A 16,266-nucleotide genomic window follows, 5' to 3' on the forward strand; every position below is an offset into this window, starting at 1 on the left:
TGGGTATGCTTAAAAGGCAGCCTGTAATATTTTTTGCAATAGGAAATGGGTCCACAAATGCAAGAAGTTGCTGACGCATTGCGTCTTGACACTGAACTTTCCGCTGATAGTGCAGCGTATATTGAAGAACTTTACGAGCAGTACCTGACTTCCCCAATCTCTGTAGCTGAGGACTGGCGCCAATATTTCGATAAATATCCAAAGGGTGACCAACCACACAGCGCTGTGCGTGAGCAATTCCTATTACTAGGACGTAATGCTAATCGTGTTCAACCTGTTGTACAAAGTACGGTAAGTACTGAGCATGAGCGTCGTCAAATTGGCGTTTTACAACTTATTGCTGCTTATCGTAATCGCGGACATCAAAAAGCTAAATTAGATCCATTAGGTCTTGCTAAGCGTGAAGAGATTCCAGATTTAGATCTTTCAGCTCACGGTTTAACCAAATCAGATTTAGACACTGTATTCAATACCGGCAATCTTGAAATCGGCAAAAGTGAAGCAACGCTTGCTGAAATGATTGAAGCAATGGAGGCAATCTATTGTGGTTCAATCGGTGTTGAATACATGCATATCGTGGACACAAAAGAAAAGCGTTGGATTCAACAGCGTCTTGAAAGTGCTCGTGGTAAATTCAATTACACAAATGATCAAAAGAAAGGCTTCTTAGAGCGTTTAACTGCTGCAGAAGGTCTTGAAAAATATCTTGGTAATAAATACGTCGGTGCTAAACGCTTTGGTGTTGAAGGCGGCGAATCTTTTATTCCTATGGTAAACGAGATTATCCAGCGTGCTGGTGCTGTAGGTTGTAAAGAAGTTGTTATTGGTATGCCACACCGTGGCCGCTTAAACCTTCTTGTGAATATTATGGGTAAAAACCCTGCGGACTTATTTGGTGAGTTCGAAGGTAAATCAATTCATAAAAAAGGTTCTGGCGACGTTAAATACCACCAAGGTTTCTCAAGTAATGTAATGACTCCAGGTGGCGAAGTTCACTTGGCATTGGCATTTAACCCATCTCACTTGGAAATTGTTGGGCCTGTAGTTGAAGGTTCTGTACGTGCACGTCAAGTACGTCGTAGAGACATTGGCGGTGATGACGTTTTACCAGTGATTGTTCATGGTGATGCGGCATTTGCAGGTCAAGGCGTGAACATGGAAACCTTCCAAATGTCACAAACTCGTGGCTATACGGTTGGTGGTACAGTTCATATTATTGTGAACAACCAAGTAGGTTTCACAACTTCTGACCCTCGTGATGCACGTTCTACAGAATACTGTACAGACGTTGCTAAAATGATTCAGGCGCCAATTTTCCATGTAAATGGTGATGATCCTGAAGCTGTTATCTTTGCTACTCAATTAGCACATGATTTCCGTCACGAATTCCGTAAAGATGTTGTTATCGATTTGTTCTGTTATCGCCGTCGTGGCCATAACGAAGCAGATGAGCCATCTGGTACACAACCATTGATGTATCAAGTAATTGCTAAGAAGGCAACTACTCGTACACTTTATGCTGATCAACTTGTTCAACAAAAAGTAATTGATCGTGCTGAAGCAGACCAAATGGTTGAAGATTATCGTTCTGATTTAGAAGCGGGTAATCATGTAGCAAATGCATTAATTCTTGAACCAAATACCAAAATGTTTGTAGATTGGACTCCATATTTGGGCCATGACTACACAGACGATTGGGATACTTCATTTGACTTAAATCGCTTAAAAGAATTAGGCGAGGGCATGAGCAAACTTCCTGAAGGGTTTGTAATGCAGCGTCAGGTTCAAAAAGTAATTGAAGATCGCGTAAAAATGCAAACTGGTGAAACTCCTTTAAACTGGGGTGCAGCAGAAACTTTAGCTTATGCAACTTTATTAGATGAAGACTATCTAGTTCGTATTACTGGTGAAGACGTGGGTCGTGGTACCTTCTCACACCGTCATGCGAAATTGCATAACCAAGCTGACGGTTCAACTTACATTCCTCTTTGTCATGTTAAAGAGAACCAACCACGTTTTGCAATTTACGATTCTTTATTGTCTGAAGAAGCTGTTCTTGCTTTCGAATATGGTTATGCAACTACAATTCCTAAGAGCTTAATTATTTGGGAAGCCCAATTTGGTGACTTCGTAAACTGTGCTCAGGTTGTAATTGACCAGTTCATTGCTTCTGGTGAGACTAAGTGGGAGCGTGTTTGTGGTTTAACAATGTTGTTACCACACGGTTTCGAAGGTCAAGGTCCAGAACACTCATCAGCTCGTTTAGAACGTTTCTTACAGTTATGTGCTGAAGATAATATGCAAGTGATCACTCCAACGACACCTGCACAGATTTTCCACGCATTACGTCGTCAAGCTGTACGCCCAATTCGTAAGCCATTGATTGTAATGTCACCAAAATCTTTACTTCGTCATAAACTTGCGACTTCTACTTTAGAAGAGCTTGCAAATGGTTCATTCCAAACTGTAATTGACGAAATCGATCAAATTAATAAGTCAGATGTAACTCGTCTTGTACTTTGTGGCGGTAAAGTTTATTACGACTTACTCGAAAAACGTCGTGAACAAAACTTAACTAATGTCGCAATTGTACGTATTGAACAGTTGTATCCATATCCAGAGCAACGTCTTGCAGAAATCTTGGCTGCATATCCAAACGTGAAAGAACTTGTTTGGGCACAAGAAGAGCCGAAGAACCAAGGCGCATGGTTATTTATTGCACCACGTTTATATGACGATATCTTAAAGTCTGGCAAACAAATCCGTATCAGTTTTGCAGGTCGTGAAGCTTCTGCTGCACCAGCTTGTGGCTCACCGTACTTGCATGCAAAACAACAAGCTCAGCTAATTAATGATGCATTGGCAATCGAAGCTGAACAATCAGGAGATTCTCAATAATGGCAACCGAAATTAAAGCACCGGTATTCCCAGAGTCTGTTGCAGATGGAACCATCGCAACTTGGCATAAAAAGGTGGGTGAACCTGTATCACGTGACGAAGTGATCTGTGATATTGAAACCGACAAAGTTGTTTTAGAAGTTGTTGCTCCTGCTGATGGTAGCTTAGTTGCGATCATTAAAGATGAAGGCGATACAGTTCTTTCTGACGAAGTGATTGCTCAGTTTGAAGCTGGTGCTGGTGCAGCAGCGGCTGCTCCTGCAGTAGAGCAAGCGGCTGCTCAGACTCAAGCTGGTGCGGCTCCTGTTGTTGAGCGTACAGAAACTGTATCTGACCAAGCTCCTGCAGTTCGTAAAGCGTTAACTGAATCTGGTATTGCTGCTGCTGACGTACAAGGTACTGGCCGTGGTGGTCGTATCACTAAAGAAGATGTGGCAAACCATCAAGCTAAACCAGCTGCTAACGTTACTCCGTTAAGCGTAGCTGTTGGTGAGCGTATCGAAAAACGTGTTCCAATGACTCGTTTACGTAAGCGTGTAGCTGAGCGTCTTCTTGCTGCTACTCAAGAAACAGCAATGTTAACGACATTCAACGAAGTTAACATGAAGCCAATCATGGAATTACGTAAGCAATATAAAGATGCGTTTGAAAAACGCCATGGTGCTCGTTTAGGCTTCATGTCATTCTTTGTTAAAGCTGCTACTGAAGCACTTAAACGCTACCCTGCGGTAAATGCTTCAATTGATGGCGATGATATTGTTTATCACGGTTACTATGACATCGGTGTTGCAGTATCTTCTGATCGTGGTCTTGTTGTTCCAGTATTACGTGATACTGACCGTATGAGCTATGCAGAAGTTGAAGCAGGTATTGCTGCTTATGCTGGTAAAGCACGTGATGGTAAATTATCTATCGAAGAAATGACTGGTGGTACTTTCACAATCACTAACGGTGGTACTTTCGGTTCATTACTTTCAACTCCAATTTTGAATCAGCCACAAACTGGTATCTTGGGTATGCACAAAATCCAAGAGCGTCCTATGGCTGTAAATGGTCAAGTTGAAATCTTGCCAATGATGTATTTAGCGCTTTCTTATGACCACCGTATGATTGATGGTAAAGAAGCTGTAGGTTTCTTGGTAGCAATCAAAGAATTGTTAGAAGAACCAGCTAAACTCATCCTTGATCTTTAATTTCTTCGAATAATATTACCGAGGTAGAGTGATCCTCTATCTCGGACCATGGAGATAAACAATGTCTCAACAATTTGATCTTGTTGTTATTGGCGGTGGTCCTGGTGGTTATGAAGCTGCGATTCGCGCTGCTCAACTAGGTTTTAAAGTCGCTTGTATCGAAAAACGTATTCACAACGGTAAGCCATCTTTAGGTGGTACATGCTTAAACGTGGGTTGTATTCCTTCTAAAGCATTACTTGACTCTTCTCACCGTTATGAAGATACAGTACATCACTTAGCTGATCACGGTATCACTACAGGTGAAGTGAATTTTGATCTTGCTAAGCTTCTTGCTCGTAAAGACAAAATTGTTGACCAATTAACTGGTGGTATCGATCAATTGCTTAAAGGCAATGGTATTGAGTGGTTAAAAGGTACTGGTAAATTACTTGCTGGTAAAAAAGTTGAGTTCGTTTCTCATGAAGGTGAAACTCAAGTTTTAGAGCCTAAATACGTTATTCTTGCGTCTGGTTCTGTACCTGTAAACATTCCAGTAGCTCCTGTAGATCAAGATATTATTGTTGATTCAACTGGTGCATTGAACTTCCCAGAAGTACCTAAGCGTTTAGGTGTTATTGGTGCTGGTGTAATTGGTTTAGAGCTTGGTTCTGTTTGGCGTCGTCTTGGTGCTGAAGTTGTTGTTTTTGAAGCAATGGATGCATTCTTACCAATGGCTGATAAAGCTTTGGCAAAAGATTATCAAAAACTTTTAACTAAGCAAGGCCTTGATATTCGTATTGGTGCTAAAGTTTCTGGTACTGAAATTAATGGTCGTGAAGTGACTGTTAAATACACTCAAGGTGGCGAAGAAAAAACTCAGACTTTTGACAAATTAATCGTTTGTGTAGGCCGTAAAGCTTATGCAGAAGGTTTATTGGCAGATGATTCAGGTATTAAATTGACTGAACGTGGTCTAGTAGAAGTAAACGATCACTGTGCAACTTCTGTAGAAGGTGTATACGCGATTGGTGACTTGGTTCGCGGTCCAATGCTTGCTCATAAAGCAATGGAAGAAGGTGTAATGGCTGTTGAGCGTATTCACGGTCATGCAGCTCAAGTGAACTATGACACAATCATTTCTGTTATCTATACACATCCGGAAGCGGCTTGGGTTGGTTTAACTGAAGAACAAGCTAAAGAAAAAGGTCATGAAGTTAAAACTGGTCAATTCGGTTTTGCTGTAAATGGTCGTGCTTTAGCGGCGGGTGAAGGTGCTGGTTTTGTTAAGTTTGTTGCTGATGCAAAAACTGACCGTTTATTAGGTATGCATGTTATTGGACCTGCAGCATCTGATATCGTACACCAAGGTATGATCGCTCTTGAATTTGTATCTTCTGTTGAAGATCTTCAGTTAATGACATTTGGTCACCCAACATTCTCTGAAGTTGTTCATGAAGCTGCACTTGCTGTAGATGGTCGTGCAATTCACGCGATTCAACGTAAGCGTAAATAAAATAAAGAGCGGTTCTCCGCTCTTTTTCACATTCGATGGTGTGATTAAAAAAGCATCAAGGTGAAAGACGTAGACAGCAATTTGCATATGCAACATGAGAATGTTGCGCAAATTGAAGACAACAAACAAAGTTAAGTAGGTAACTAAATGAACTTACATGAGTATCAAGCTAAAGCGTTATTGAAAGAATATGGTATGCCAGTACAAGAAGGTATCTTGGCTACCAATGCAGACGAAGCAGTTGCTGCATTTGAACAGCTTGGTGGTAAATTCGCGGTAATGAAAGCGCAAGTTCATGCTGGTGGTCGTGGTAAGGCTGGTGGCGTTAAAGTTGCAAAATCTAAAGAAGACGTTATCGAATTTGCAAACAATATCATTGGTACTCGTCTTGTAACGTATCAAACAGATGCAAATGGTCAACCAGTAAACAGCATTATTGTTGCTGAAGACGTATACCCAGTTGAGCGTGAGCTTTACTTGGGCGCGGTTGTAGACCGTTCTAGCCGTCGTATTACTTTCATGGCTTCTACAGAAGGTGGTGTAGAGATCGAGAAGGTTGCAGAAGAAACTCCAGAAAAAATTATCAAAGTTGAAGTTGATCCATTAGTTGGTTTACAACCATTCCAAGCGCGTGAAGTTGCGTTTGCTTTAGGTTTGAAAGACAAACAAATCGGTCAATTTGTAAAAATCATGACAGCTGCTTACCAAGCATTTGTTGAAAATGATTTTGCATTATTTGAAATTAACCCACTTTCAGTTCGTGAAAATGGCGAAATTTTATGTGTTGATGCGAAAGTAGGTATCGACTCTAACGCGCTTTACCGTTTACCTAAAGTTGCTGCTTTACGTGACAAATCTCAAGAGAATGAGCGTGAATTAAAAGCATCTGAATTCGACCTTAACTATGTTGCTTTAGAAGGTAACATTGGTTGTATGGTTAACGGTGCTGGTCTTGCAATGGCAACTATGGACATCATTAAACTTTATGGTGGCCAGCCTGCAAACTTCCTTGACGTTGGTGGCGGTGCTACTAAAGAGCGCGTAATTGAAGCGTTCAAAATCATTCTTGCTGATACGTCTGTACAAGGTGTTTTAATCAACATCTTTGGTGGTATCGTACGTTGTGACATGATTGCTGAAGCAATTATTGCAGCGGTTCAAGAAGTAAATGTAACTGTTCCAGTTGTTGTTCGTTTAGAAGGTAACAACGCTGAGTTAGGTGCTAAATTACTTGATGAATCTGGTTTGAAATTAATTTCTGCGAACGGCTTGTCTGATGCCGCAGAAAAAGTTGTAGCTGCAGTTAAAGCGTAAGGGGAGTATCAATCATGAGCGTATTAATTAATAAAGACACTAAAGTATTGGTACAAGGTTTTACTGGTAAAAACGGTACTTTCCACTCTGCACAAGCTTTAGACTACGGTACAAAAGTTGTTGGTGGTGTTACTCCAGGTAAAGGTGGTACTACTCACCTTGACTTACCAGTATTCAACACAATGAAAGAAGCTGTACGTGAAACAAATGCAGATGCATCTGTAATCTATGTACCAGCTCCATTCGTTTTAGACTCAATCGTTGAAGCGGTTGATTCAGGTGTTGGCCTAATCGTTGTGATCACTGAAGGTGTTCCAACAATCGACATGCTTAAAGCAAAACGTTATTTAGAAACTAACGGTAACGGTACTCGTTTAGTTGGTCCTAACTGCCCAGGCGTGATCACTCCGGGTGAATGTAAGATTGGTATTATGCCTGGTCATATTCACCAACCAGGTCGTATTGGTATCATCTCACGTTCAGGTACATTGACTTATGAAGCTGTTGCTCAAACAACTAAGCTTGGTTTAGGTCAGTCTACTTGTATCGGTATCGGTGGTGACCCAATCCCAGGTATGAACCAAATCGAAGCTCTTCAATTGTTCCAAGACGATCCAGATACTGATGCAATCATCATGATCGGTGAGATCGGTGGTACAGCGGAAGAAGAAGCTGCTGAATTCATCAAATCTAACGTGACTAAACCTGTAGTAGGTTACATTGCTGGTGTAACTGCACCTAAAGGTAAACGTATGGGTCACGCTGGTGCGATCATTTCTGGTGGTCAAGGTACTGCTGAAGAGAAATTCGCTGCATTTGAAAAAGCAGGTATGGCTTACACTCGTAGCCCAGCTGAGCTTGGTTCAACAATGTTGCAAGTTTTAAAAGAGAAAGGCTTAGCTTAATCGCTTTATCCTGAATCTTAAAAAGCACCGCATCTGAAAATGATGCGGTGCTTTTTTATTTATTAAAGATAAATAAGCAAAATTTTATAAGTAAAGTTAAATCAAAAATAAAATATTTAGGCAAAAAAAATACGCAATGATTGGGGTGATCATTGCGTAGAACAACGAATCTGTAAAAACAGTTTCGGTTTAAGGAGAAATGTCGTGAGGCTCATATGATGTGACCTACACAGTGAATAATAGATACAGTTAAGAGTCTCTTCATTGCTATTAGCGTTAATAAGTGTTACTTCACGTTAATAGGGTAAAAGCATGTGAATAGTCGTCAATACATTAGTAATTCTAAAAAATGAATATTATAAAAATTAAACAAATACAAAAAAAGCCCCGCAGGGCTTTTAGTTTCAAACAGAATTAAAATCTAAATAAACCTAAACCATCTTTAACTTCGTCTAAAGTCTGTTGAGTAATAAGTCGACACTTATCTGTACCTTGGCGTAAAACATCCATAATGTAGTCAGGATCTTTAGCAAGTTCTTCGCGACGTTCACGAATAGGCGTAATTAACTCTTTTAACACACCTTCAAGACGTTTTTTAACTGTACCATCACCAAGACCACCACGACGATAGTGAGCTTTTAATTCTTCAACTTCTTCTTTATTTGGATCAAATGCATCTAAATAGGTAAATACAATATTGCCTTCAACTTGACCTGGATCTTCGATACGAAGGTGGTTTGGGTCTGTATACATCGCATTTACAGCTTTCTTGATGTCTTTATCAGAAGCATTTAAAACGATGGTATTGCCTAATGATTTAGACATTTTCGCTTTACCATCAAAGCCAGGTAAACGTGCCATGTTAGAAAGTAAAGCTTTACATTCAGGCAAAAGATCTTGACCAATTTGACGGTTTACACGGCGTACCACTTCGTTCGTTTGTTCAATCATTGGAATCTGATCTTCACCTACCGGAACGACAGTCGCTTTGAAAGCCGTAATGTCAGCCGCTTGTGCAACAGGGTAGCAGAGGAAACCGGCTGGAATATCACGCTCGAAACCACGCATTTGAATTTCAGACTTAATGGTTGGGTTACGTTCTAAACGTGCAACAGTTACGAAGTTAAGATAGAGCATGGTGAGCTCATTCAGTGCTGGCAAGCAAGATTGAACACAAATGGTAGTTTTTGTTGGATCAATACCGACAGCTAGATAATCTAGAGCTACTTCCAAAATATTGCGACGGACTTTATCTGGGTTATCTGCATTGTCTGTTAATGCTTGTGCATCTGCTAACAAGAGATGTTGATGATGGCTATCCTGTAAACCTACACGAGAACGCAAAGAACCGACAAAATGCCCAAGATGAAGTTGTCCGGTTGGGCGGTCGCCTGTCAAAATAATTGGACGCTGATCAACATTACTCATTATTTATTCCACTGTCTTATTGGCTTAATCAGGGGGTAGTAAGCCCTGCAATATAAAAGATTGGCATTATTGTACGGGAAATAAAAAAAATTCGTCAGCGATTGGATAAACTTTTCTTAAAATAATATTGTGAATTTATTCAGTAAAATTACAGAAATTCAAAAAAATCATCTTACAATAGCTTAATAAATACAAACTTGGATAAGAAATGGCAAGTGGCTTACTTTTATTACTAGATGATATTGCAACAATTTTAGATGATGTTGCTTTAATGAGTAAAATGGCAGCGAAGAAAACTGCCGGAGTTTTAGGTGATGATTTAGCCCTGAATGCCCAGCAAGTAACAGGTGTTCGTGCAGATCGCGAACTTCCTATTGTTTGGAAAGTGGCTAAAGGCTCATTTGTTAATAAGCTTATTTTAGTTCCTTTAGCTTTATTAATTAGCGTGATTGCGCCTTGGCTCATTAATCCTTTATTAATGCTCGGAGGTTTATTTTTATGTTATGAGGGAGTCGAGAAAGTTCTCCATACCATTATGCATAAAAAAGCTTCTACACAAGAAGAAGCAAAAGCAGAGCTTGATAGTGAAGAATTAGATTTAGCAAATTTTGAGAAAGAAAAAATAAAAGGAGCAGTAAGGACAGACTTTATTTTATCAGCTGAAATCGTCGTTATTTCTTTAGGTACTGTGGCTACAGCTACTTTAATGACTAAGGTAAGTGTTCTCAGCATTATTGCCGTTGTCATGACAATCGGTGTGTATGGTCTGGTTGGCATGATTGTTAAAATTGATGACTTAGGATTATATTTAACTAAGCAAACTGCCTCTTTTAAACAAACTATAGGTCGAGGTCTATTGGCTTTTGCTCCTATTTTGATGAAATTACTTTCAATCGTGGGCACTATTGCAATGTTTTTAGTGGGTGGCGGGATTATTAATCATACAATTCCGTTACTTCATCATTTAACTGAAGACACAGTAGATCACGTAGAAACAATACCAGCGGTAGGTAATATCATTGGTGCTTTAACACCGACACTGATTAACTTTGGAATAGGACTAGTTGCGGGTGCAATTGTTTTATTAATTGTAAGCTTAATACAAAAAATGTGGCCTAAAAAAGCATCGGGTTCATGATGCCATTCTAAAAAGAAGAGGGAAATTATGCGCTGGAAAGGTCGTCGAATTAGTAGCAATGTGGAAGACCGCCGAGGTGGTGGCGGTGTTAGAGCGGGCGGTATCAGTATTATTGGTTTAGTTGTTGCGTTTGTTGCATGGAAGTTTTTTGGGGTCGATCCACAACAAGCTTATCAAGCAACGCAACAGGTTACTGCTTCCCAGCAATCAAATGCAACTGCACCGGAGAGTCTAACAGCCGAACAAAAAGAAGCCTCGGATTTTGTTGGAACAGTTTTGGCTGATACAGAGGATACTTGGACTCCTATATTTAAACAGCTGGGTAAAACTTATACGCCACCAACATTAGTATTGTTTAGTGGAATGATTCAGTCAGGATGTGGTACTGCTCAATCTGCTATGGGTCCATTTTATTGCCCGGCAGACCAAAAGGTTTATATCGATACAGAATTCTTTAAAGATATGCGTCAGCAAATGGGAATTTCTGGTGAACAAAACCAAACTGAACTTTCCAGGGAAGATCAGGCTGGCGATTTTGCACAAGCTTATGTTGTTGCACATGAGGTAGGGCACCATGTTCAAACTCTGCTCGGTATTTCATCGCAAGTCCAGCAAGCCCGTGCACAAGTGAGTCAAAGAGAAGGTAATCAATTATCTGTTCGCCAAGAATTACAAGCTGACTGTTTAGCAGGTATTTGGGCTAACCATAATCAACAGCGAACTCAGTTTTTAGAGCAAGGTGACATTGAAGAAGCAATGGATGCTGCTCAAAAAATTGGAGATGATTATTTACAGAAGCGTTCTACTGGTCAGATCGTTCCTGATAGCTTTACTCATGGTAGCAGTGAACAGCGAATGCATTGGTTCCAAGTCGGTTTAAAAACCAGTGACATTAACCAGTGTGATACCTTCAATAATTCAATCTAAATATAGAAGGATGAGACTTATTAATATTATTTAAGAAGCTCATCCATCTTCCTTTAAATGTTAACTATAAATAATGTTAAGAAATTTAACAGATTGATAGATTGTTCAATCAATTCGTTAAACTTGCATCCGAATTTTCATTTTTTATGATCATGGCATTATTAATGCCTACATTTTGTTTAGTTTGGTCGACCTAGCAAAATTTTCTTATTTGGTCGTTGACCCAGAAGAAGGGTGTTCATGGGTAATTTTTTTCTACTACAAGCATTTACAGTGGTTTTTGCGCTATCAATCGCAACCACGATTTTTAATAAACGTATTTTGGGTTTTCCCCAAGCTATTGGTGTTCCTCTTGTTTCTGCGATTTTTGTCTTTATTCTACAGTGGGGTGCTAGCCTACTAAACGGTAACCAGTTTATCACCATTAATATTCATAATATTGAAGAAGCAGTACGCCATATCGATTTTTATGATTTTTTAATTAATGGTGTTATTTGTTTTATTCTGACTTCTTCGGCACTCAAATTTAAAATTTCAGATCTAAAAAGTTATTGGAAACAAATTAGTATTTTGGCAACGATTGCCTTAGTGCTTTGCGCCGTATTGTTTGGCAGTTTACTGTACGGATTCCAATTACTAGTTGGATATCACGTGCCAATTCTGGTGTTGTTACTTTTAGGTGCAGCTTTAGGGGCAACAGACCCTATTGGTATTAAAGGTGTACTTAGTTCGATTCGTGCACCTCATCATTTAATTGTTAAGCTAGAAGGTGAATCATTATTTAATGATGCAATGTGTATTGCATTGTTTATGACTTTGCTTAATGTTTTGCAAGGTGAACATTTCTCATTGGTTGCAACCTTAGAAGCTCTACTCTATGAAATTGTTGTTGCAGTCGGGATTGGTTGGGCATTTGGGGTAGGGGTATTGCGTCTATTACGTGGTAAACACGAAATGGAATCCCTGATTTTAACAACCGCACTACTCGCGAGTGGAGCATATTTGGTTGCTTTGTTTGCGCATGCATCAGCACCAATTGCTTGTGTAATTGGTGGCTTAATTGTTGGGAACAAATGGAAAGAAATACGAGAAGAGCGTGAGATTCAAGAAGTTAACCATTTCTGGCACACTGTAGAAGGAATTATTAACTCCTTCTTATTTACTTTAATTGGTTTAGAGCTATTTATTCTTGATTTAAACTTCAGCCTGATTTTAGGCGGTATTGTTGCGTTCTTTATCCTACATATTTCTCGTTTTGCAGCTAACTTCATGGCTTTTGCTTTTTTCCCTACAATGCGTAGAACCAAAAGCTACAATGGTAGTTTGACCATTTTATCTTGGGGTGGGGTACGAGGGGGGATTTCACTTGCATTGATTTTGGCCGTTGCCAATATTCCTGCTTTAAGTCCTTATAGTAGTATTCTGATTGGATATACCTTTATCAGTGTATTGTTATCCGGCATAGTCTGTGGTCTGGGTCTGCCAGCTGTGATGAATGCTTTTTATTACAATCCGAATGAAGAAACTGAAGGCTTAAAAGGTTTCTATCAGAGATTGTGTCATAAGATGAACCGAAGAGGTTTTCAGTATATTGTTGGAGAGGATGCACTGGGCAGAGAGACGATCACTGTTTTTAATCCAGATATTCTTGTTGACCAAAAAACTGAAGATGGAATTGCAACAATGCATGACCCAAATAAGTTACAAGAAGTAAAACGATTTGAGAGTCCCGATAATTTCTAAACTTAAATAGTTTTAAATTTTAGAAACCATTTAAAAATTAGGTTTTAGTGTAATAGTAAAATATTATCTAAAGCCTTTTTTTTCTATATATATCATTAATAATATATTTTATTTTATTAAGATATTAATGAGTGTTATATAAATATTTTAATTAAATGATTTTTCAACAAACAGTAAATAATAAAATATTAAATTTGTTTTATATATAAAACGTTTAATGCAATTTTTTATTAAATTAACACAAGAAAAACCTAATAAAGACTTATATATAATTTGTATTAATTAATTTTTTTTCTTTAGGTACTTTAGTATTTGTTTTTTTTATTTTAAAGTGTTTAATGTAAAAATGATCACATTACTTAATGTTTTTAAGTTGTAGGTCAAAAACTTAGAAACATTAAGTAAAAAGAATTATACATAAAATCATTTAAATCAATAATATAAAAGGAATACAGATATGCCTGAAATACAAATTATTGCTAAGGACAATCATAAAACCTTAGCAACAACAGAGGGAACTTCTGCAAAACTTTCAGAAGCATCGGTCGTATTGGTAAAAGTAGCCGCCAGTGATGTGTTGGTAGTAAATAGGGAGGGTACCAATGCAGTTATTCGCCTGAAAAATGGCCAAACCATTGTTATTGAAGACTTCTTTAGCGGTACAGCTGAACCTAAAGATAATAGCCTTGTTTTTCAAGACGAAAATGGACAGTTAATTTGGGCAAAATTCAAAGATGCTGAAAATGATGCCGACGCAGATGCTGACGCAGATGCCGATGCCGACAGCGATGTTGAACCACAAGCTCTGGTAGCAGAAGATTTACCAGCTGCTTTACCAGCAGAAGCACCACAAGAGTTGGTGTCTGATGTTATTTATCAACCTATTTCTTCAATTGAACCATTACTTTATCACGATGCAGGCATAAACCCATGGCTATGGGCTATCCCATTAGTTGCGGGTGGTATTATTGCTGCCGCATCGAACAGCGATAGTGATGATGATTCTTCAACACCTACCGATACAACACCACCAAGTACAGATGGGGTGACCTTCACAGTTGACCCTGTTACTTCAGATAATGTAATTAATGCATCGGAAGCAGCAGGCAATGTCACCATTACAGGGGTATTGAAAAACATTCCAGCAGATGCGGCGAATACAGCCGTTACAGTTGTGATTAATGGGGTAACTTATAATGCAACTGTAGATAAAGCAGCGGGTACATGGACAGTAAGCGTACCAGGCAGTGGTTTAACAGCTGATGCAGATAAAACGATTGATGCTACTGTAACGTTTACGGATGCGGCAGGTAATAGCAGCACTGTTAAAGATACTCAAACTTATACGATCGATACTGCTGCTCCTAATACAGATGAGGTTGATTTTTCGGTTGATTCAGTAACAGCTGACAATGTGATTAATGCATCAGAAGCGGCTGGTGATGTCACTATTACAGGTGTTTTGAAAAATATTCCATCAGATGCAACCAATACTGTAGTAACAGTGGTTGTGAATGGGGTGACTTATACCGCAACTGTAGATAGTGCAGCAGGAACATGGACTGTAAATGTGCCTGGCAGTGGCTTAGAGGCCGATGCAGATAAAACGATTGATGCTACTGTAACGTTTACAGATGCAGCAGGGAATAGCAGCACTGTCAACGATACGCAAACATACACACTTGATACAGCTGCACCAAATACAGATGGTGTTAACTTCACGGTTGACTCAGTAACAGCTGACAACGTGATTAATGCATCAGAAGCAGCAGGCAATGTTACCATTACAGGTGTATTGAAAAATATTCCAGCAGATGCGGCCAATACAGCCGTTACAGTTGTTATTAATGGGGTAACTTATACTGCAACTGTAGATAAAACAGCAGGTACATGGACAGTAAGTGTATCAGGTAGCGGTTTGATTGCTGATACAGATAAGACGATTGATGCGAAAGTAACCTTCACTGATGCGGCAGGTAATAGCAGCACTGTCAACGATACGCAAACATACACACTTGATACATCAGGACCAACGGTTGCACTTGAAGATGTATCTACAAATGATAATACTCCTGCATTAACAGGTACTGTAAGTGACCCATCAGCAACTGTTGTAGTTACTATTGATGGTGTTGACTATCCAGCGACGAACAATGGGGATGGTACATGGACGCTTGCAGACAATACCTTGCCTGCTTTAACAGATGGTCCGCACACCGTTACCGTGTCCGCAACAGATGCAGCAGGTAATAAAGGTACTGATACAGGTGTTGTGACTGTTGACACAGCTGCACCAAATACAGATGGCGTTAACTTCACGGTTGACTCAGTAACAGCTGACAACGTGATTAATGCATCAGAAGCGGCTGGTGAAGTTGCAATTACAGGTGTTCTGAAAAATATTCCGGCAGATGCAGAGAATACCGTCGTTACAGTTGTGATCAACGGTCAGACGTACACTGCTACTGTAGATAAAGCAGCAGGTACATGGACAGTAAGCGTACCGGGTAGTGGTTTAACAGCTGATGCAGATAAAACCATTGATGCGAAAGTGACGTTTACAGATGCGGCAGGTAATAGCAGCACTGTTAACGATACACAAACTTATACAATCGATACTACAGCACCAAATGCACCAGTAATTGACCCGGTTAACGGGACAGACCCAATTACAGGTACAGCAGAACCTGGCTCAACAGTAACAGTCACTTACCCAGATGGTAGTACAGCAAGTGTTGTAGCAGGAACGGATGGGACTTGGACTGTTCCAAACCCAGGCTTAAATGATGGTGACACGGTAACAGCAGTAACAGAAGATCCTGCTGGCAACACATCAGGACCTGCAACAGGTGTTGTAGATGCAGTTGCACCCGCAGTTGTTCTAAATGATCTATTAACCAATGACAGCACACCGGCACTCACAGGTACAGTGAACGATCCGTCAGCAACTGTGGTTGTGACTGTGGATGGTGTTGACTATCCAGCGACAAACAATGGTGACGGCACCTGGACACTTGCAGACAATACACTGCCTGCATTAACAGACGGCCCACACACCATTACCGTGACTGCAACAGATGCAGCAGGTAATAAAGGTACTGATACAGGTGTTGTAACAGTTGATACGGCTGCACCGAACGCGCCAGTGATTGACCCGGTTAACGGGACAGACCCAATTACAGGTACAGCAGAACCTGGCTCAACAGTAACAGTCACTTACCCAGA

10 protein-coding genes are annotated in these 16,266 nt (G+C 39.8%); 9 read left to right on the forward strand and 1 reads right to left on the reverse strand.

The window, feature by feature from the left end; all coding sequences use genetic code 11:
- The first annotated feature begins 57 nt into the window (after positions 1-57).
- The 5 genes from KTI78_RS16805 (at position 58) to sucD (ending at position 7,805) form a co-directional block, all read left to right on the forward strand.
- The gene (locus tag KTI78_RS16805; protein WP_262446787.1) at positions 58-2,898 is read left to right on the forward strand and encodes a 2-oxoglutarate dehydrogenase E1 component; all 2,841 of its coding nucleotides are present in this window, start codon (positions 58-60) and stop codon (positions 2,896-2,898) included.
- Complete coding sequence (gene odhB, locus KTI78_RS16810; protein ID WP_016143216.1) at positions 2,898-4,091, forward strand: 2-oxoglutarate dehydrogenase complex dihydrolipoyllysine-residue succinyltransferase; 1,194 nt, start codon at positions 2,898-2,900, stop codon at positions 4,089-4,091. The genes KTI78_RS16805 and odhB overlap by 1 nt, the downstream gene beginning before the upstream one ends.
- A 61-nt stretch (positions 4,092-4,152) precedes the next feature.
- A complete protein-coding gene (gene lpdA, locus KTI78_RS16815; protein WP_002116053.1) occupies positions 4,153-5,586 on the forward strand; it encodes a dihydrolipoyl dehydrogenase in 1,434 nt (477 codons plus the stop codon).
- 147 nt (positions 5,587-5,733) lie between these two features.
- Entirely contained in the window at positions 5,734-6,900 is a 1,167-nt protein-coding gene (gene sucC / locus KTI78_RS16820) for an ADP-forming succinate--CoA ligase subunit beta (protein ID WP_001048573.1), read from the forward strand.
- A 14-nt stretch (positions 6,901-6,914) separates the two neighbouring features.
- Positions 6,915-7,805: a succinate--CoA ligase subunit alpha gene (gene sucD / locus KTI78_RS16825; RefSeq protein WP_000114637.1), complete on the forward strand. Its 891-nt coding sequence runs from the start codon at positions 6,915-6,917 to the stop codon at positions 7,803-7,805.
- 414 nt (positions 7,806-8,219) lie between these two features.
- Here sucD and trpS read toward each other — a convergent pair whose 3' ends face one another.
- Positions 8,220-9,233, reverse strand: a complete 1,014-nt coding sequence (gene trpS, locus KTI78_RS16830) for a tryptophan--tRNA ligase (protein WP_016143217.1) — start codon at positions 9,231-9,233, stop codon at positions 8,220-8,222.
- 208 nt (positions 9,234-9,441) lie between these two features.
- On the opposite strand from trpS, the gene KTI78_RS16835 reads away from it, so the two are divergent.
- The 4 genes from KTI78_RS16835 to KTI78_RS16850 all read left to right on the forward strand — a co-directional run.
- Positions 9,442-10,371, forward strand: a complete 930-nt coding sequence (locus tag KTI78_RS16835; protein ID WP_016143218.1) for a DUF808 domain-containing protein — start codon at positions 9,442-9,444, stop codon at positions 10,369-10,371.
- A gap of 27 nt (positions 10,372-10,398) precedes the next feature.
- Positions 10,399-11,298 (forward strand): neutral zinc metallopeptidase, encoded by a 900-nt coding sequence (locus KTI78_RS16840; RefSeq protein WP_262446788.1) that lies wholly within the window; start codon positions 10,399-10,401, stop codon positions 11,296-11,298.
- A gap of 240 nt (positions 11,299-11,538) precedes the next feature.
- Positions 11,539-13,041, forward strand: a complete 1,503-nt coding sequence (locus tag KTI78_RS16845) for a cation:proton antiporter (RefSeq protein WP_016143220.1) — start codon at positions 11,539-11,541, stop codon at positions 13,039-13,041.
- Between the two features lie 457 nt (positions 13,042-13,498).
- A partial coding sequence (locus tag KTI78_RS16850) for an Ig-like domain-containing protein (protein WP_262446789.1) occupies positions 13,499-16,266 on the forward strand: 2,768 nt, incomplete at its 3' end.

Origin of the sequence: Acinetobacter sp. WU_MDCI_Abxe161 (assembly GCF_025514355.1) — a bacterium.
In the GTDB taxonomy this organism is placed as follows: Bacteria; Pseudomonadota; Gammaproteobacteria; order Pseudomonadales; family Moraxellaceae; genus Acinetobacter; species Acinetobacter pittii_E.

Excerpts from the sequence above, each read along its gene's own strand:
- odhB (WP_016143216.1), top strand. The coding sequence starts at position 2,898 with ATGGCAACCGAAATTAAAGCACCGGTATTCCCAGAGTCTGTTGCAGAT.
- sucC (WP_001048573.1), top strand. The coding sequence starts at position 5,734 with ATGAACTTACATGAGTATCAAGCTAAAGCGTTATTGAAAGAATATGGT.
- lpdA (WP_002116053.1), top strand. The coding sequence starts at position 4,153 with ATGTCTCAACAATTTGATCTTGTTGTTATTGGCGGTGGTCCTGGTGGT.
- KTI78_RS16805 (WP_262446787.1), top strand. The coding sequence starts at position 58 with ATGCAAGAAGTTGCTGACGCATTGCGTCTTGACACTGAACTTTCCGCT.
- sucD (WP_000114637.1), top strand. The coding sequence starts at position 6,915 with ATGAGCGTATTAATTAATAAAGACACTAAAGTATTGGTACAAGGTTTT.
- KTI78_RS16840 (WP_262446788.1), top strand. The coding sequence starts at position 10,399 with ATGCGCTGGAAAGGTCGTCGAATTAGTAGCAATGTGGAAGACCGCCGA.
- trpS (WP_016143217.1), bottom strand. The coding sequence starts at position 9,233 with ATGAGTAATGTTGATCAGCGTCCAATTATTTTGACAGGCGACCGCCCA.
- KTI78_RS16835 (WP_016143218.1), top strand. The coding sequence starts at position 9,442 with ATGGCAAGTGGCTTACTTTTATTACTAGATGATATTGCAACAATTTTA.
- KTI78_RS16845 (WP_016143220.1), top strand. The coding sequence starts at position 11,539 with ATGGGTAATTTTTTTCTACTACAAGCATTTACAGTGGTTTTTGCGCTA.